This is a genomic window from Trueperella pecoris, assembly GCF_014926385.1.
In the GTDB taxonomy this organism is placed as follows: Bacteria; Actinomycetota; Actinomycetes; order Actinomycetales; family Actinomycetaceae; genus Trueperella; species Trueperella pecoris.
Genome location: NZ_CP053291.1, coordinates 440105 through 458999, shown reverse-complemented (window position 1 = coordinate 458999; position 18895 = coordinate 440105). Strand labels below are relative to the sequence as shown.

The following is an 18895-nucleotide window of genomic DNA, read 5'->3' as shown; positions in this document are numbered from 1 at the left end:
CTTAGGCCTCCTTGGTTCCGACAATGACGGTGATGTGGCTCGTACGCTTCATGATGCGGTTAGCGCGGCCCTGGGCACGCGGCTGGATGCGCTTCATGGTCGGGCCCTCGTCAACGAATGCCTCGAGAACCTTCAGCGAAGCCTCATCGAAGCGCTCGCCGGCCTGGTCAGCTGCGAAACGAGCGTTAGCAATTGCGGACTGGACGACCTTGCGGACGTCGCGAGCAACTGCCTGCGGTGCGAATTCGAGCACGTCCACGGCGTTGGCTGCATTCAGGCCACGGATCTCATTGACCACACGACGTGCCTTCTGGGGCGTGACGCGAACGTAGCGCGCCTGTGCCTTAGCTTCCATTATTCTGCCTCTCCTGCCTTAACGGCGACGGCCCTTGCGATCGTCCTTCTCGTGTCCCTTGAAGGTACGAGTCGGAGCGAATTCGCCGAGCTTGTGGCCAACCATGGACTCGGTGATGAACACCGGAACATGCTTACGGCCGTCGTGGACTGCGAACGTGTGACCGAGGAAGTCCGGGGTGATAACCGAACGGCGCGACCAGGTCTTGATGACGTTGTGGGTGCCCTTTTCGTTCTGCTCGTCAACCTTCTTCTGAAGGTGATCGTCGACGAAAGGTCCCTTCTTCAAACTACGCGGCATAGCTGACTACTCCTATCGAGACTTCTTGCCGGTCTTGCGACGGCGCACGATGAGCTTGTCGCTGGGCTTGTTCGGGTGACGGGTACGAGATTCCTTCTGGCCCCACGGGGAGACCGGGTGACGTCCACCGGACGTCTTGCCCTCGCCACCGCCGTGCGGGTGATCGAACGGATTCATGACAACACCGCGGACGGTCGGGCGGACGCCCTTCCAACGCATACGGCCTGCCTTGCCCCAGTTGATGTTGGACTGCTCAGCATTGCCAACCTCACCGATTGTTGCGCGGCAACGAACGTCAACGAGGCGGATTTCGCCGGACGGCATACGCAGGTGAGCGTACTTGCCTTCCTTGGCAACGAGCTGAACGGAGGTACCGGCCGAGCGGGCGATCTTAGCGCCGCCACCTGGGCGAAGCTCCACGGCGTGGATAACGGTACCAACCGGGATGTTGCGAATCGGCAGGTTGTTGCCCGGCTTGATGTCAGCCGACGGGCCGTTCTCGATGATCGTTCCCTGCGTGACCTTCTCGGGGGCGAGAATGTAACGCTTCTCGCCGTCTGCGTAGTGCAGCAGAGCGATGCGAGCGGTGCGGTTCGGATCGTACTCGATGTGAGCGACCTTGGCGGGGATGCCGTCCTTGTCGTGACGACGGAAGTCGATCACGCGGTACTGGCGCTTGTGACCACCACCGATGTGACGGGTGGTAATACGACCGTGGTTGTTACGGCCACCGGTCTTGGGGAGCGGGCGAAGCAGCGACTTTTCCGGCGTAGATCGGGTGATCTCGACGAAGTCGGCTACGCTCGAACCGCGACGACCCGGGGTCGTCGGCTTGTACTTGCGAATTCCCATGAGTTCTTATTCCTCAATACTTCCCGCCGGCTTAGCCGACGATCTCGCCGTAGATGTCGATGGTGCCCTCGCGCAGGGTGACAATGGCGCGCTTGGTGTTCTTGCGGCGGCCGATGCCATCGCGAGTACGGCGGGTCTTACCCTGACGGTTCTGGGTGTTCACGGACTCAACCTTGACACCGAAAATCTTCTCGATAGCGATCTTGATCTCGGTCTTGTTGGCCTTGGGGTCAACAATGAACGTGTACTTGCCCTCGTCTTCGAGACGTGCGGCCTTCTCGGAGGCTACCGGCTCGAGGATGACGTCGCGAGGATCCTTGTTCTGGAACGCAGCGTAAGTCACTTCGTCTCCTCCTTGTTGGTCCATGCTTCGTAGGCAGCTTCGGTGAAAACGACGTCGTCGGCGACGAGCACGTCGTAAGCGTTGAGCTGATCGAAGTAGAGCAGGTGTGCTTCCTGGGCGTTACGCAGCGAGAGGATCGTCTTCTCATCGGTGCGGTCGACGACGACGAGGGCCTTGCGACCTTCGGTCACCGAGAGCAGGAGCTTGAGCGCTACCTTCGTCGACGGCTTGTCACCAGCAACGAAGTCCTTCACGATGTGCACGCGGTTGTGTGCGGCACGATCGGAAAGCGACTGGCGCAGAGCAGCTGCAATCATCTTCTTGGGGGTCCGCTGCGAGTAATCGCGCGGAACGGGGCCATGGGCGATTCCGCCGCCGGTCCAGTGCGGTGCACGGATCGAGCCCTGGCGAGCGCGACCGGTACCCTTCTGACGCCACGGCTTGATGCCACCGCCGGAAACTTCGCCACGGGTCTTAGCCTTGGCGGTACCCGCACGACGAGCGGCGAGCTGGGCGGTCACAACCTGGTGAAGAAGCGGGATGTTAGCCTCGACGCCGAAGACGGCCGAATCGAGCTCCACATCGCCGGCCTTCTTGCCGGTCAGATCAATAACGTCAACCTTGAGGTCCGCCATCGTTAGGCTCCCTTCGCGGCAGTACGGATCACGACGACGCCACCCTTGTTACCGGGAATAGCGCCAGAGACAAGGAGAAGATCGTTCTCAGTGTCCACTGCGTGAATGGTCAGATTTTGCACGGTTACACGGGCATTGCCCATGCGACCGGCCATACGTTGACCGCGGAATACGCGACCGGGGGTAGCGCAGCCGCCGATCGAACCGGGCTTGCGGTGATTGCGGTGTGCACCGTGAGAGGCGCCCACACCGGCGAAGCCGTGACGCTTCATGGTGCCTGCGAAGCCCTTGCCCTTCGACTTGCCGACGACGTCGACAGTCTGGCCTGCCTCGAACAGCTCCACGCCAAGCTCCTGGCCGAGCGAGTACTCGCCGGCGTCGCAGGTGCGGACCTCAGCGACGAAACGACGCGGCTCAACGCCGGCCTTCGCGAAGTGGCCTGCAAGCGGCTTGGTCACGTTCTTGTTCTTCAGTTCGCCGGATGCGATCTGAACAGCTTCGTAGCCGTCAGTGTCCATGGTGCGAATCTGGGTGACAACGTTCTTGCCAACCTTGACCACGGTGACCGGAACGAGCTTAGCGTTCTCGTCCCACACCTGGGTCATTCCTAGCTTTACGCCGAGGAGCGCCTTCACGGGCGCCGCGGCGGTCTTGTTCTTCGTCATGATGCGTTACCTCAGAGCTTGATCTCGACGCTGACATCAGCCGGGAGATCCAGGCGACGCAGGGTGTCAATTGTCTTCAGGGTCGGATCGACAATGTCGATCAGTCGCTTATGCGTACGCATTTCGAACTGTTCGCGACTGTCCTTGTACTTGTGGGGCGAGCGAATAACGGTGAAAACGCTGCGCTTGGTCGGCAGCGGCACCGGTCCCACAACCGACGCTCCAGTACGGGTAACTTCGTCGACGAGCTTTTTCGCTGCGTTGTCGATGACCTCGTGGTCATATGACTTCAGACGGATGCGGATTTTTTGTCCCGCCATGGCGTCGTCTCCCTCTCTCTACCTCGGTGTTCACAGCCCCCGCAGTCGGGCGTGTCCCACCTGATGAAGGTTACTGACGAAGCCCTATGCGATTGTTGTGAATCCATTTATGCGCCGAAAGCTGTCTGCCTTCGGCCAAGATTTTCACTCGGATCATCCGAGCAACCTCAATAGTATGACCGATTTTGCCGTCGTATCGCCACTTGTGGCGGTCAATGGTGGTCAATCACACTACAGCGCACCCGATGGGCGCACTTGCCAAGCTAAAGCTGGCCGCAAATGACTCTACCAAGCCTCCGGCCCGTAAAGAAGCGATGACCGTGTGAACCGGCCGACAGACCACCCACGGGATTTGACCACGGCATCCGCGCGCGCCGCCCGCTCACGAGAGCCGCTCGGCCAAGGCCGACAGCGGCATGGACGTCACATCCACTGTCGTCGCCCCACTCGCTCTTGCCGCCGCAAGGCCGGCCCTCGAGTCTTCAAACACGAGGCACCGGCGGATGTCGGATGCTACCCGCCGCGCACCGAGTAGATAAGGCGCCGGATCCGGCTTAGGCGCGACGTGATCGCTACCGGTTACCAGCGCATTGACATACATCTGGCCGAGGGACCCACGTGCAATTTCCACCAAGTTCGCGGGCGTCGCCGTTACCAGAACCTGAGCGATGCCGGCGTCCCGAAAGGCGCGAAGGAGCTCTTCCGCCCCAGCGAGCAGCTCCACGCGGGGGTAGACGATTGTCGCCATCTCTTGTAGGAGCTCGGCGAAGATCTCTTCAGGCTCGGGCCTCTCGCCACCACCTCGGGCGACGGCGTCGGCAACCCGCTGCGCATGGGCGGACGACGACGTCCCGACGACGAACGCGGTGTCCTCCTTGCTCCACAGGCCGCCCGCCTCACGGACCACCTTTTCCGACAAGGCTCCCCACTGTTCCCCCGTGTCAACGATCGTCCCGTCCATGTCCCACAGGACCGCTTCCGGTGCAGCCTCCAGACCCAGAGCCTCCCACACGTGCGCAATAGTCATCTTCTCCCCCTCAACACTTCGGTAAAAGAAGTGGGCCCCAGCCGAAGCTGGAGCCCACTATCAGACCTAAGTAATCAGAAATTACTTGATGATCTTGGTGACGCGGCCGGAACCAACGGTGCGGCCACCCTCGCGGATAGCAAAGCCGAGGCCTTCTTCCATAGCGATCGGCTGGATAAGCTCAACCGTCATCTCGGTGTTGTCGCCAGGCATGACCATCTCGGTGCCCTCGGGCAGCGTGATGACACCGGTGACGTCCGTGGTACGGAAGTAGAACTGCGGACGGTAGTTGGAGAAGAACGGGTTGTGACGGCCGCCCTCTTCCTTCTTGAGGATGTAAACCTGAGCCTCGAAGTTGGTGTGCGGGGTGATGGTACCCGGCTTAGCAACAACCTGACCACGCTCGACATCCTCACGGCGGGTGCCGCGCAGGAGCAGACCACAGTTCTCGCCTGCATCGGCGTGATCCATCTGCTTGTGGAACATCTCGATACCGGTGACGGTGGTCTTCTGCGGTGCGCGGATGCCGAGAATTTCGACTTCCTCGTTCAGGTTGAGCTGACCACGCTCGGCGCGGCCCGTCACAACGGTGCCACGGCCGGTGATGGTGAAGACGTCCTCGATCGGCATGAGGAACGGCTTGTCGAGGTCGCGCTCCGGATCCGGGAAGTAGGTGTCGACGGCGTCCATGAGCTCGACGATCGACTCAACCCACTTCTCCTCGCCCTCGAGAGCCTTGAGCGAAGAAATCTGGACGACGGGAGCGTTGTCGCCGTCGTAACCCTGCGAGGAGAGAAGATCACGGACCTCCATCTCGACGAGCTCGATGAGCTCCTCGTCATCAACCATGTCGCACTTGTTGAGTGCAACGATGATGTCCGGCACGCCAACCTGGCGGGCAAGAAGAACGTGCTCGCGGGTCTGAGCCATCGGGCCGTCGGTCGCGGCAACCACGAGGATCGCGCCGTCCATCTGAGCAGCGCCGGTAATCATGTTCTTGATGTAATCGGCGTGGCCCGGGGCGTCAACGTGAGCGTAGTGACGCTTCGGGGTCTGGTACTCAACGTGGGAAACATTGATGGTAATACCGCGCTGACGCTCTTCCGGAGCGTTGTCGACCTGGTCGAACGGGGTGAACTCGTTGATGTCCGGGTACTTGTCAGAAAGCACCTTGGTGATAGCTGCGGTCGTCGTCGTCTTACCGTGATCGACGTGACCGATGGTGCCGACGTTCATGTGCGGCTTGGACTTGTCGTACTTGGCCTTGGCCACTTGCGCCCTCCTGGGACTAGATTGACTCTTCAGCTGGATGGTGCGCAGGAGCGCACACCGCTATCAGAATCTTACTTTTCTACTGGTTACTTGTAAATTCCGGCCGCGGCTTATTCGCCGTGAGCCTTCTGGATGATCTCGTCCGAGACGTTCTTCGGAACTTCCTGGTACTTCGCAAACTGCATGGTGTACACGGCACGACCCTGCGTCTTCGAACGCAGATCTCCGACGTAACCAAACATCTCCGAAAGCGGAACCAGAGCACGCACGATCTTGACGCCGGTGGCGTCTTCCATCGAGGAAATCTGGCCACGGCGGGAGTTGAGATCGCCGATGACGTCGCCCATGTACTCCTCAGGAGTACGGACTTCGACATCCATGAGCGGCTCGAGGATGACCGGCTTAGCGCGCTTGACGCCCTCGCGGAACACCATCTGGCCAGCAATCTTGAACGCCATTTCCGAAGAGTCGACGTCGTGGTAGGCGCCATCTTCGAGAGTGGCCTTCACGTTCACCATCGGGAAGCCTGCGAGCACGCCGTTCTCCATGGCAGCCTGGATGCCCAGGTCCACCGATGGAATGTATTCGCGCGGGACGCGACCGCCGGTGACGGCGTCGACGAACTCGTAGGTAAGACCCTCTTCGTTCTCCTCGAGGGGCTCGAAGGTGACAATAACCTTTGCGAACTGGCCGGAACCACCAGTCTGCTTCTTGTGGGTGTAGTCGATGTGCTCGGCCTTGCCGCGAATGGTCTCGCGGTAGGCAACCATCGGCGCACCAACGTTTGCTTCGACCTTGAACTCGCGCTTCATACGATCAACGAGGACGTCGAGGTGAAGCTCGCCCATGCCGCCGAGGACGGTCTGGCCGGACTCTTCGTCAAGGCGTACGGTGAAGGTCGGATCCTCTTCGGCAAGCTTCTGGATAGCAATGCCGAGCTTCTCCTGGTCGGCCTTCGACTTGGGCTCGACGGCGACGTGGATAACCGGATCCGGGAAGGTCATCGACTCGAGGAGCATCGGAGCGTCGATCGCGGAGAGCGAATCGCCGGTCGTGGTGTCCTTCAGGCCGATCACAGCGTAGATGTTGCCTGCCGAGGCGGACTCCACCGGCTGCTCCTTGTTGGAGTGCATCTGGAAGATCTTCGACACGCGTTCCTTCTTGCCCTTCGAGGCATTGAGAATCTGGTCGCCCGGCTCGATCTTGCCCGCGTAGACGCGGATGTAGGTCAGACGACCAAAGAACGGGTGCGCGGCGATCTTGAAGGCAAGGGCGGCGAAAGGCTCGGTCGGAACCGGCTTCCGCTTGACAATGACTTCCTCATCCTTCGTATCCATACCCTCGACGAACTCGACGTCCGCGGGGGACGGGAGGAAATCGACGACGGCGTCGAGAACCGGCTGGACGCCGATGTTCTTGTAGGCCGAACCGGCGAAGACCGGGTAGAGCTCGCCAGCGATAGTCAGTTTGCGGATGCCAGCCTTGAGCTCATCGATGGTGATCTCTTCGCCACCGAGGTACTTCTCCAGGAGCTCCTCATCGGATTCTGCGACGGTCTCGACGAGCTCGTTGTAGAGCTCCTCAGCCTTGTCCTGAAGCTCGGCAGGGATCTCTTCTTCGACCACGAGCGAACCAAGGGTATCGTTACCCTTGTCGTCCTTGGCTGGGAACCGGATGGCCTTCTGCTTGAGGACGTCGACGACGCCGGACAGCTCCGACTCTGCGCCGATCGGGAAGTCCATGATCAGCGGGGTCGCCTTGAGGCGGTCGCGGATGGTCTGGACTGCGCGATCGAAGTCAGCGCCCATCTTGTCCATCTTGTTGATAAAGCAGATGCGCGGGACGTTGTACTTGTCAGCCTGACGCCACACGGTCTCGGACTGCGGCTCAACGCCTTCCTTGCCGTCGAAGACGGCGACGGCGCCGTCGAGGATGCGCAGCGAGCGCTCGACCTCGACCGTGAAGTCAACGTGTCCGGGGGTATCGATGATGTTGATCTGGTTGTTGTGCCAGAAGGTGGTCACGGCAGCCGACGTAATCGTGATGCCGCGCTCCTTTTCCTGCTCCATCCAGTCGGTGGTCGATGCACCGTCGTGGGTCTCGCCGATCTTGTAGTTGAGGCCGGTGTAGAACAGAATGCGCTCGGTCGTCGTGGTCTTGCCAGCGTCGATGTGCGCCATAATGCCGATATTGCGGACCTTCTTCAGATCCTTCTGCGGGGTATGTGCCACGTTTTGGCTCTCCTATATCCAGGCCCGGAGGCCCTGTATTTTTACCAGCGGTAGTGAGCGAAGGCGCGGTTGGCCTCAGCCATGCGGTGGACATCTTCACGGCGCTTCACAGCGGCACCGAGGCCATTGGACGCATCCATGATTTCGTTCTGAAGGCGCTCGAGCATCGTGTTCTCGCGGCGATCGCGCGAGTAATCGACGAGCCAGCGGATCGCGAGAGCGTTTGCACGGTTCGGCTTGACCTCGGTCGGAACCTGGTAGGTCGCACCGCCGACGCGGCGGGATCGAACCTCGAGCTGGGGACGGATGTTGTCAAGGGCGCGCTTGAGGACGTCGAGCGGCTCCTGGCCGGTCTTCTCGGCGATGCCGGCGAGTGCGCCGTAGACGATGCGCTCGGCGGTGGACTTCTTGCCGTCACGCAGAACGCGGTTGATCACCTGGGTGACAACGGGCGAACCGTGGACCGGATCGTTAACAAGCGGACGCTTGCGGATGGGACCCTTACGAGGCATTACTTCTTCTCCTTCTTCGCACCGTACTTGGAGCGGCCCTGGCCGCGGCTCTTCACGCCCTGCGTGTCAAGCGCGCCACGGACGATGTGGTAGCGAACGCCGGGGAGGTCCTTCACACGACCGCCGCGGACGAGCACGATCGAGTGTTCCTGGAGGTTGTGACCCTCGCCGGGGATGTAAGCCGTGACCTCGACGCCGGAGGAAAGGCGAACACGGGCAACCTTACGAAGTGCCGAGTTCGGCTTCTTCGGGGTGGTAGTGTAAACACGCGTGCAAACGCCACGACGCTGCGGGCTTCCCTTGAGGCCCGGGGTCGCGGAGGTCGACGCCTTGCTCGAGCGGCCCTTGCGGACCAGCTGCTGAATAGTAGGCACTATTTCTCCTGTGTATTGTGTTCAGATCGTCGAACTGCCCGCCTGTTCGGTCGAACGCGGCAGGAAGGACACCGTACCTTCCTAGCGTCCGTGGACCGTTTTATCGTCGGAGGCCAATGAGCAACTATTGCCTTGCCGACGTGGCAACGTCGATCCACGGAACGGGCACCGCGTTTAAGACTAACGGTTTGGCGGTATATCGGTCAAAGATTGTGAGGTAAACACGATCGTGGTTCTACCCACATCTTCTCCCTTCGCGAGTAGATTATGGATCAACTACCCGCACGCGAGGCCGTCCACGGGCCGCACGAATCGGCATTGGCCTCGGGTGCGGACCGGACTCGCAGCTTTTGCGCCTGCCTCACGCGCGTGCCCAACGATCATATGGTGAACACGGCTCGCACCGTGCCCAGCCGTGGCCGATATTGGTCATTGCAACATTCTTGACTGGAGAAAATATGACTTCCGAACAAAACGACCCCGGGCGCTTACAGCGTGGCTTGCGCGCCCGCCACTTGAACATGATCGCCATCGGCGGCGCGATCGGCACCGGCCTGTTCGTCGCCTCCGGCGCGACGATCTCCCAGGCTGGCCCCGGCGGCGCTCTCCTCGCCTACGCGCTTATCGGCGCCATGGTCTACTTCCTCATGCAGTCCCTGGGTGAGATGGCGACCTACTCCCCCGTCGTCGGGTCTTTCGGCGAATACGGTACCCGTTATGTGAGCCCTTCCTTTGGCTTCGCCATGGGGTGGAACTACTGGTTCAACTGGGCCATCACGGTCGCGGCTGAGCTTGTGGCAGCCGCCCTCGTGATGGCCTATTGGTTCCCGAACACGCCCTCCATCGTGTGGTCTGCACTGTTCCTGGCCATCTTGTTCATCATCAACGCCATCTCCGCCCGTACGTTCGGCGAAGGCGAGTTCTGGTTCGCTTCCATCAAGGTCGTCACGGTTCTCGTCTTCCTTGTCCTGGGCACGCTGATGATTGTCGGCATCATGGGGCAGTCGCCCGGCACGTCAAACTGGACCACCGGCGAGGCCCCCTTCGTCAACGGCGGCTGGGGCATCCTCTCCGTCTTTATGGTCGCGGGATTCTCCTTCCAGGGCACGGAAATGGTTGGTATCGCCGCAGGCGAGGCCGAGGACCCAGACCGAACCATTCCGCGGGCCATCCGCGCGGTCTTCTGGCGCATCTTGATTTTCTACATCGCCGCGATTGCCGTGATCGGCTTCCTTATCCCCTACACCGATCCGTCCCTGCTCAATCCCGACGGCGACATCGCGCTTTCCCCCTTCACGCTCGTTTTCGACCGTGCCGGAGTTGCCGCAGCCGCCGCCGTCATGAATGCCGTCATCTTGACTTCTGTGCTCTCCGCCGGAACCTCGGGCCTCTACGCCTCGACCCGCATGCTCTACGGCCTAGCCAAGTCCGGGCAGGCGCCGCGAGTTTTCGGTACCACCACCAGGCGCGGCATCCCGATGGCGGCGCTTTTGGCCACCACGTTCGTCGGAGCTGCCTCGTTTTTGACCTCGTTGATCGGCGACGGCGGCGCCTACACCTGGCTCGTCAACGCCTCGGGTCTGGCGGGGTTCATCACCTGGGTCGGCATCGCGTGGAGCCATTTCAAGTTCCGCAGGGCCTACGTCGCCCAAGGTAACGATCCTGCTGATCTGCCCTTCCGTGCCTCTTTCTTCCCCATCGGACCGATGCTGGCACTGTTCATGACGCTGGTGGTCATTATTGGGCAGAACACCGAGGCGTTGCTCGGGCAGACCAACTTCACCGCGCTCGCGTCGAGCTACATCGGCCTCCCGCTCTTCCTCGCCCTGTGGCTCGGCCACAAGCTGATCACCCGCGCCCCCGCGGTCAAGGCTCTCGAGGCCGACCTCACGAGGCGGTCCGACGCCGACTAGACGCCGCACAGGACTATGGGCGGGGAGCCACGCTCCCCGCCCATTTCTCTTCCCCGGCCTGCGCTCTCACGGCACCCGCCGCCCATCAGGGCATAAGAAAGGGGGCCTCGCAGCAGCGAGGCCCCCTTGTGAACTTAGAAGTTCAATCCGTAACCGTAGCCCATCGACGTGTCGTAGTCGTCGAGTGAACCGTAGCCGTAAATGTCGTCGAACGAATCCAAACCGGCGAAAGTGTTGAGCTGCTCGTATTCGGAGCGCGCCTCCGCGGTGGGCTCGACCTTGATGCGGCGAAGCTGCTCGAGGCCGGTACCGGCCGGGATAAGCTTACCGAGGATGACGTTCTCCTTAAGCCCGTCAAGCGGGTCGGACTTAGCGTTGAGCGCGGCCTCCGTGAGGACCTTGGTGGTCTCCTGGAAGGACGCGGCCGACAGCCACGAGTCAGTCGCAAGCGAGGCCTTCGTGATACCCATGAGCTCCGGACGGCCCGAGGCGGGCTTGCCGCCCTCAGCCATCGCGGCCCGGTTGGCTGCTTCGAACTGAGCGACATCCACCAGCTCGCCCGGCAGGAGCGCCGTCGTGCCAGCCTCGAGGACGGTTACGCGGCGTAGCATCTGGCGAACGATCACCTCGATGTGCTTGTCGTGGATCTCCACGCCCTGCGAGCGGTAAACGTTCTGAACCTCGGAAACGAGGTGCAGCTGTGCCACGCGGCGGCCCGAAATACGCAGTACCTTCTTCGGGTCAACAGAACCCTCGACGAGCTGCTGGCCGACCGGAACGTGTGAACCCTCGGGAACCAGCAACTTGGCGCGCTTGCCCACCAGGTAGGTCAGGTCCTCGTCGCCGTCGTCGCGCTTGAGGATGAGGCGGCGCGAGCGCTCGAGTTCCTCGATCTCCAGGCGTCCGGCGGCCTCGGCAATCGGGGCCTCGCCCTTGGGGGTACGGGCCTCGAAGAGCTCCTGAACACGCGGAAGACCCTGGGTGATGTCCTCTGCCGACGCCGCACCACCGGTGTGGAAGGTACGCATGGTCAGCTGAGTGCCCGGCTCGCCAATCGACTGCGCGGCGACGATACCGACGGCCTCTCCGATGTCAACGAGCTTGCCGGTGGCCAGCGAACGACCATAGCACTTAGCACAGGTGCCAACGCGCGAGTCACAGGTGAGGACCGAGCGGACGTGGATCTGCTTGATGCCAGCCTCAAGGAGCTTCTCGAGGGCGACGTCGCCGATGTCGGTTCCAGCCTCGACGACGACGTTACCGTCGCCATCCACGGCGTCCTTGGCAAGGGTGCGCGCGTAGACGGAGGTGTCGATGTCCTCCGAGCGGATCAGCTCTGCGGCTGCCCATTCGGTGGCGGAAACCTCAGCCTCGGTCACCTCGCGCGTCATGCCGTCGACGGTGGCAAGGCGAATTTCCTTGCCCTCGCCATCAAGGGCGACGATCGGCTTGGGCAGACCGCGAGACGTGCCGCAGTCGGATTCGCGAACGATAACGTCTTGGGCCACGTCCACGAGACGACGGGTGAGGTAACCCGAGTCAGCGGTACGCAGAGCGGTGTCAGCCAGGCCCTTACGTGCACCGTGGGTTGCGGTGAAGTATTCGAGAGCGGACAGGCCCTCGCGGTAGTTGGACTTAATCGGGCGAGGAATAATCTCGCCCTTCGGGTCCGCCACGAGGCCACGCATGCCGGCAACCTGGCGAATCTGCATCCAGTTACCACGAGCTCCGGACTGAACCATCTGGTTGATGTTGTTCAGGTCGTCGAAGTTCTTCCGCATCTCGTCAGCGACCTTGTCGGTCACTTCCGTCCACAGGGCAACGAGATCGCGACGACGATCCTCGTCACGGATGTTGCCTTCTTGGAAGTCCTGCTCGATCTTCGCAGCACGCTCTTCTGCCTCTTCGAGGATCTCGGCCTTGTTGGCCGGCGCGATCACGTCAGAGACGGCGATGGTCACACCGGAACGCCCGCCCCAGTAGAAGCCGGTTTCCTTCAGGGCGTCAAGCGAAGCGGCGGCGTCGACCTTCGGGTAACGCTCGGCCAACTCGTTGACGATGTTGCCCAGAACCTTCTTGCCCACGGACTCGTTGACGTAGGGGAAGGTCGTCGGCAGCGCATCGTTGAACAGTGCGGTACCGAGGGTGGTCTTGAGGATGATGTCGTCGCCCTCTTCGTAGCCCTCGGGAGCCTGCCAATCACGGGGAACGATGATCTCGTCAGCGCCGAAACGGATGTTGATCGGAGCGTTGAGGTGGATGTCGCCCAGATCGTGAGCCATCTGCGCCTCGGCGATCGAGGTGAAGTAACGGCCAGCGCCGACCTCGTTCTCGCGAACGGTGGTCAGATGGTACAAGCCGATAATCATGTCCTGTGCCGGCACGGTGACCGGGCGGCCGTCGGAAGGCTTGAGGATGTTGTTAGCCGACAGCATGAGGATACGGGCCTCAGCCTGGGCTTCAACCGACAGCGGCAGGTGGACAGCCATCTGGTCGCCGTCGAAGTCGGCGTTGAAGGCCGAGCAGACAAGCGGGTGAAGGCGGATGGCCTTACCTTCGATCAGCTGCGGCTCGAACGCCTGGATGCCGAGACGGTGAAGAGTAGGTGCACGGTTGAGCAGAACCGGGTGTTCCTGGATGACCTCTTCGAGCACGTCGAAGACCTCGTCGCGCTGACGCTCGATGAGTCGTTTAGCGGCCTTGATGTTCTTGGCCAGCTCGAGATCCACGAGGCGCTTCTGCACGAACGGCTTGAACAGCTCCAGAGCCATGGTCTTGGGCAGACCACACTGGTGAAGCTTGAGGGTCGGGCCGACGACGATGACCGATCGGCCCGAGTAGTCCACGCGCTTACCGAGGAGGTTCTGGCGGAAACGACCCTGCTTGCCCTTGAGCATGTCGGAAATCGACTTCAGCGGACGGTTGCCTGCTCCCTGAACCGGGCGGCCGCGACGACCGTTATCGAAGAGCGCGTCAACAGCTTCCTGCAACATGCGCTTTTCGTTGTTGACCATGATCTCGGGCGCATTCAGATCGAGCATGCGCTGGAGACGGTTGTTGCGGTTGATGACACGACGGTAGAGGTCGTTGAGATCCGAGGTCGCGAAGCGGCCGCCGTCGAGCTGAACCATCGGGCGCAGGTCCGGCGGGATGACCGGGATGGCGTCAAGAACCATGGCCTCCGGGGAGGTCTTGGAATGCAGGAATGCGTTGACGACCTTGATGCGCTTGAGCGCGCGGGTCTTACGCTGGGCCGTGCCGTTCTCGATCTGATCGACGAGCAACTCGTGCTCGGCCTCGAGATCGAAGGTCTGCAGACGACGCTGGATAGCCTCCGCGCCGCGCGATGCTGAGAAGTAGTCGCCCCAGCGGGTCTCCATCTCGCGGTAGGCCACCTCGTCACCTTCAAGATCGCCGACCTTGAGCTTGGTGAACTTTTCCCAGATCTCCTCGAGATTCTTGATGTCGTTCTCGTAGCGGGTGCGAACGCGGCGGGTATCGGCCTGCGTGGTGCGCTTGATCTTGCCACGCGAAGCAGCATCTTCACCGGCGGTCTCGGCCTCGGCAAGGGTCTCTTCCTCGGCACGCAGCGCGCGCTCGACGGCGGCGTCGCGCTCCTTGAGAAGATTCTCGCGCTCGAGCTCGTACTCGGCGGTCAACGACGGCATGTCGTCATGGCGGCGCTGCTCGTCGACATCGGTGACCATGTAGGCCGCGAAGTAGATGACCTTCTCCAAGTCCTTCGGAGCGATGTCAAGCAGGTAGCCAAGGCGCGAGGGCACACCCTTGAAGTACCAGATGTGAGTCACGGGCGCGGCGAGCTCAATGTGGCCCATGCGCTCGCGGCGCACCTTGGAGCGAGTGACCTCAACGCCACAGCGCTCACACACGATGCCCTTGTAACGGGGACGCTTGTACTTGCCGCAGGCGCACTCCCAATCGCGCGTCGGGCCAAAGATCTGCTCGCCGAAAAGGCCGTCCTTTTCGGGCTTGAGCGTACGGTAGTTAATGGTTTCAGGCTTGGTAACAGTTCCATGCGACCACTTGCGCACGTCCTCGGACGTGGCGAGCGAGATGGAAAGCTGGTCAAAAAGATTGACGTCGAGCAAGGTTCCTACTTCCTCAATTTTTACGCCTTAATGATGGCCATTGTGGGGTAAGGGGCGGCGGGCGCTCGCCGCCCCACCCACGAAATTAGAAGTCCGCGCCGGTCTCGAGATCCTCGAGGCCGGTCGTGATGCCTGCCGACTGCGGGGCGCGGAAGGCATCTTCGTCGGCGTCCTGGAGAGAGATCGCGTTGCCGCCGGCGTCGAGAGCCTCGACGTTCAGGCACAGCGAGCGCATTTCCTGGACAAGGACCTTGAAGGACTCGGGAAGTCCGGGCTCGGGGACGTTATCGCCCTTGACGATCGCCTCGTAGACCTTGACACGACCGACCGTGTCGTCGGACTTGATGGTCAGCATCTCCTGGAGGGTGTGTGCGGCGCCGTAAGCTTCGAGCGCCCACACCTCCATCTCGCCGAATCGCTGGCCACCGAACTGGGCCTTGCCACCGAGCGGCTGCTGGGTAACCATCGAGTAGGGGCCCGTCGAACGCGCATGAATCTTGTCATCAACAAGGTGGTGCAGCTTGAGCATGTACATGTAGCCCACCGACACCGGATCCGGGAACGGCTCACCCGTACGGCCGTCGAAGAGGCGAGCCTTGCCCGACTCGTCGACCATACGGTTGCCATCGCGGTTGAGGTTCGTGCAGCCGAGGAGGCCCTTGAGTTCGTCGGACTGGACGCCGTCGAACACCGGGGTGGCGACGGTACGGTGTGGACCAGCCTTGACCGAGTCGGCCGGGATGCGGTTCGCCCACTCTTCGCCCGCTTCGCGAGCTGCGGTGGCGTCCCATCCCTGCTTGGCGACCCAACCGAGGTGGAGCTCGAAGACCTGACCGAGGTTCATACGCGAAGGCACGCCGAGCGGGTTCAACACGATATCGACCGGGGTGCCGTCCTCCATGAACGGCATATCCTCGAGCGGAAGAATACGGGAGATGACGCCCTTGTTACCGTGGCGACCTGCCATCTTATCGCCGATAGAGATCTTGCGGCGCTGGGCGATGTGCACGCGCACCGACTGGCGAATATCGGAGGGCAGCTCGTCATGGTTCTCAGTGGAGAACTCCTTGACGCCGATGACGATGCCGGACTGGCCGTGCGGGACGCGCAGCGACGTGTCACGCACTTCCTTCGCCTTCTCGCCAAAGATTGCGCGCAGAAGGCGCTCTTCCGAGGTCAGCTCGGTCTCGCCCTTCGGCGTGATCTTGCCGACGAGGATGTCACCGGCGGTCACCTCGGCGCCCACGCGGATGATTCCACGCTCGTCGAGGTGGGCCAGCATTTCTTCGGAGACGTTGGGGATGTCGCGCGTGATCTCTTCCGGACCAAGCTTCGTGTCACGGGCATCAACCTCGTGCTCCTCGATGTGGATCGAGGTCAGCAGGTCCTCGGACTGGCAACGCTGCGAGACGATGATGGCGTCCTCGTAGTTGTAGCCGTTCCATGCCATGAAGGCCACAAGCAGGTTCTGGCCGAGCGCCAGTTCACCACCTTCGGTCGCAGGACCGTCGGCAATGAGCGAACCCTTCTCCAAGCGGTCACCCTCGTTAACGACGACCTTCATGTTGGTGCAGTTACCCGGGTTCGAACGCTCGAACTTGAGCAGGCGGTAGGTGAAGTACTTGCCAGAGTCCTCTTCCACCGTCACGTGATCGGCAGAGACCTCGGTCACGACGCCGGAGGCGCGCGCAACTAGAACGTCGCCGGCGTCGACAGCCGCGCGGGTCTCAATACCCGTGCCGACCAGCGGTGCCACCGGCTTGATGAGGGGCACTGCCTGACGCTGCATGTTCGCACCCATGAGGGCTCGGTTAGCGTCGTCGTGCTCGAGGAACGGAATCGCAGCCGTACCGACGGACACCATCTGGCGGGCCGAGACGTCCATGTAATCGACCTCGTCGGCAGGGATCAGAGCCGGCTCTCCTCCGGGAAGGCGGACAAGGACTTCCTCATCAAGGAAGGCACCCTTCTCGTCCATCGGTGCCGAGGCCTGAGCGACCGTGTAGCGGTCCTCATCGGCAGCATCGAGGTAGTCAATCTGATCGGTCACGTGACCGTCAACAACCTTGCGGTACGGGGTCTCAATAAAGCCGAAGGGGTTGACGCGACCATAGGTTGCCAGCGAGCCAATCAGACCAATGTTCGGGCCTTCAGGTGTCTCGATCGGACACATGCGGCCGTAGTGCGAGGGGTGAACGTCTCGAACTTCCATCGAGGCGCGGTCGCGCGAAAGACCACCGGGACCGAGCGCGGACAGACGACGCTTGTGCGTCAGGCCGGCCAGCGGGTTGTTCTGGTCCATGAACTGCGACAGCTGGGAGGTTCCGAAGAACTCCTTGATGGCAGCCACGATCGGGCGAATGTTAATCAACGACGACGGCGTGATGGCCTCGGCGTCCTGAGTGGTCATACGCTCGCGAACCATGCGGTCGAGACGGGCAAGGCCGGTACGCACCTGGTTTTGGATCAGTTCACCAACTGCGCGGATACGGCGGTTGCCAAAGTGGTCGATGTCGTCATCTTCCACGACGACCTCAAGGCCACCCTCGGCCGTCGTCGTCGTTGCCTCGCCGGCGTGAAGCGCGAGCAGGTAGCGCAACGTGGCGGTGACGTCCGTGAGCTGGAGCTGACGCTCCGTCATCTCAGAGTGCAGACCGAGCTTCTTGTTGACCTTGTAGCGGCCGACCTTGGCAAGGTCGTAACGCTTGGGGTTGAGGTAGAAGTTGTTCAGGAGCGTGCGCCCTGCTTCGGCCGTCGGCGGTTCGCCAGGGCGAAGCTTGCGGTACAAATCCTGCAGTGCCTCTTCCTGGGTGTGGACGGTGTCCTTCTCCAGGGTGTCGATAAGAACCGGGTAGTCGGCAAATTCCTCACGGATCTCGCTCTCGGTCATGCCCAGAGCCTTGAGGAAGACGGTCACCGACTGCTTACGCTTACGGTCGACGCGCACGCCCACCGAATCACGCTTGTCGATCTCGAACTCGAGCCACGCGCCACGCGAAGGAATAATCTTCGTGTTGTAAATCAGCTTGTCAGAGGTCTTGTCCGCCGTACGCTCGAAGTAGACGCCGGGCGAACGCACCATCTGCGAAACAACCACGCGCTCGGTTCCATTGATAATGAACGTACCCTGCGGGGTCATCAGCGGGAAATCACCGATGAAGGTGGTCTGGGACTTGATTTCGCCAGTCTCGTAGTTCTGGAACTCGGCTGTCACGTACAGGGCAGCAGAGTAGGTCAGGTCCTTCTCCTTGCACTCGGCGATCGACGCCTTCTCACCCTCGAGATGCGGGTTGGACAAGACCAGGCCCATCGTCTCGGCGGTGTTCTGAATCGGAGAGACCTCATCAAAGATTTCTTCAAGGCCCGACTTCTCACCCGGTGCGGCGGATTCGCGCCACTCATCCGAGCCAATCAACCACCCGTACGAGGAGGTCTGAAGGCCGAGAAGATCGGGGACCGGCAACGGCTCATGGATTTTCGCAAACGAAACGCGATCCGAGTTCAGCTTGCCGTTAACAACGGTGGTATTAAAGGTGCGCGAAGCAGCCAAAGGGTGATCCTTCCCTATATTCCGGTTAGGCCGTGCGCGACACTATCATCTGCGAAAACGCCGAAATTCCTAAGGAAACATGACGGTTTCGTGACAAACTTGGGCAGGGCAAATGAAAGTCCACGCGAATTTCAAATTTACCTGTTTGGCGTAGGGAAGTCTAGCCCCCGCCCTGTGGAAGGGGTCACGACACCTATGAAGCGCCCGTGATCCTCGAATCACCTCGCCGCGGTCGCTGCGGAGGAGGGTTCCTCGATACACGGCGCTATACAATCACCCGATTGCACGACACGACTATTGCACGGGAAGTGCCGCTATTGCAACTAAGCCCACCGGCGTGTGGAAAAACCACAAGTCCCCCTGGCTAGACCACACAAAATGGTCTGGCCCGGGGGACTTATCTCAACCGCTGGCGATTGGCCAGCAAGTCTCTATGC

At 61.4% G+C, this 18895-nt stretch carries 15 protein-coding genes; 1 reads left to right on the top strand and 14 read right to left on the bottom strand.

From position 1 onward, the window contains the following. Position 1: 1 nt before the first annotated feature. From rplV to rpsL, 12 genes are all read right to left on the bottom strand, one after another. Positions 2 to 355 carry a 50S ribosomal protein L22 gene (gene rplV / locus HLG82_RS02180; RefSeq protein ID WP_193327106.1) on the bottom strand — a complete coding sequence of 118 codons (354 nt, stop codon included), beginning with the start codon at positions 353 to 355 and terminating at the stop codon, positions 2 to 4. Between the two features lie 18 nt (positions 356 to 373). Then, the gene (gene rpsS, locus HLG82_RS02175; protein WP_024963327.1) at positions 374 to 655 is read right to left on the bottom strand and encodes a 30S ribosomal protein S19; all 282 of its coding nucleotides are present in this window, start codon (positions 653 to 655) and stop codon (positions 374 to 376) included. A 12-nt stretch (positions 656 to 667) separates the two neighbouring features. Beyond that, positions 668 to 1507, bottom strand: a complete 840-nt coding sequence (gene rplB / locus HLG82_RS02170; RefSeq protein WP_193327105.1) for a 50S ribosomal protein L2 — start codon at positions 1505 to 1507, stop codon at positions 668 to 670. 31 nt (positions 1508 to 1538) lie between these two features. Continuing rightward, positions 1539 to 1874 (bottom strand): 50S ribosomal protein L23, encoded by a 336-nt coding sequence (rplW, locus tag HLG82_RS02165; protein ID WP_193327104.1) that lies wholly within the window; start codon positions 1872 to 1874, stop codon positions 1539 to 1541. Further along, positions 1847 to 2485: a 50S ribosomal protein L4 gene (rplD, locus tag HLG82_RS02160; RefSeq protein WP_193327103.1), complete on the bottom strand. Its 639-nt coding sequence runs from the start codon at positions 2483 to 2485 to the stop codon at positions 1847 to 1849. Before rplD ends, rplW begins: the two co-directional genes overlap by 28 nt. A gap of 2 nt (positions 2486 to 2487) precedes the next feature. Next, positions 2488 to 3150: a 50S ribosomal protein L3 gene (gene rplC / locus HLG82_RS02155; protein WP_193327102.1), complete on the bottom strand. Its 663-nt coding sequence runs from the start codon at positions 3148 to 3150 to the stop codon at positions 2488 to 2490. An 11-nt stretch (positions 3151 to 3161) separates the two neighbouring features. After that, positions 3162 to 3470, bottom strand: coding sequence for a 30S ribosomal protein S10 (gene rpsJ / locus HLG82_RS02150; RefSeq protein ID WP_024963332.1), 309 nt, complete (start codon positions 3468 to 3470; stop codon positions 3162 to 3164). Positions 3471 to 3852: 382 nt separating this feature from the next. Next, a complete protein-coding gene (locus tag HLG82_RS02145; RefSeq protein ID WP_193327101.1) occupies positions 3853 to 4497 on the bottom strand; it encodes an HAD family hydrolase in 645 nt (214 codons plus the stop codon). Positions 4498 to 4578: 81 nt separating this feature from the next. Continuing rightward, a complete protein-coding gene (gene tuf / locus HLG82_RS02140) occupies positions 4579 to 5769 on the bottom strand; it encodes an elongation factor Tu (RefSeq protein WP_193327100.1) in 1191 nt (396 codons plus the stop codon). Positions 5770 to 5879: 110 nt separating this feature from the next. Beyond that, entirely contained in the window at positions 5880 to 8000 is a 2121-nt protein-coding gene (gene fusA / locus HLG82_RS02135) for an elongation factor G (protein ID WP_255313920.1), read from the bottom strand. 41 nt (positions 8001 to 8041) lie between these two features. Continuing rightward, complete coding sequence (gene rpsG / locus HLG82_RS02130) at positions 8042 to 8512, bottom strand: 30S ribosomal protein S7 (protein WP_193327099.1); 471 nt, start codon at positions 8510 to 8512, stop codon at positions 8042 to 8044. Continuing rightward, complete coding sequence (gene rpsL / locus HLG82_RS02125) at positions 8512 to 8886, bottom strand: 30S ribosomal protein S12 (protein ID WP_193327098.1); 375 nt, start codon at positions 8884 to 8886, stop codon at positions 8512 to 8514. The genes rpsG and rpsL overlap by 1 nt, the downstream gene beginning before the upstream one ends. A gap of 458 nt (positions 8887 to 9344) precedes the next feature. Here rpsL and HLG82_RS02120 point away from each other — a divergent pair, with 458 nt between their 5' ends. Continuing rightward, positions 9345 to 10799 (top strand): amino acid permease, encoded by a 1455-nt coding sequence (locus HLG82_RS02120; RefSeq protein ID WP_193327097.1) that lies wholly within the window; start codon positions 9345 to 9347, stop codon positions 10797 to 10799. A gap of 134 nt (positions 10800 to 10933) precedes the next feature. Here the strand turns inward: HLG82_RS02120 and rpoC are convergent, their stop codons facing one another. Together rpoC and rpoB are read right to left on the bottom strand one after the other, a co-directional pair. Then, positions 10934 to 14908: a DNA-directed RNA polymerase subunit beta' gene (rpoC, locus tag HLG82_RS02115; RefSeq protein ID WP_193327096.1), complete on the bottom strand. Its 3975-nt coding sequence runs from the start codon at positions 14906 to 14908 to the stop codon at positions 10934 to 10936. An 85-nt stretch (positions 14909 to 14993) separates the two neighbouring features. Then, positions 14994 to 18458, bottom strand: a complete 3465-nt coding sequence (rpoB, locus tag HLG82_RS02110) for a DNA-directed RNA polymerase subunit beta (RefSeq protein ID WP_193327095.1) — start codon at positions 18456 to 18458, stop codon at positions 14994 to 14996. Positions 18459 to 18895 lie beyond the last annotated feature (437 nt).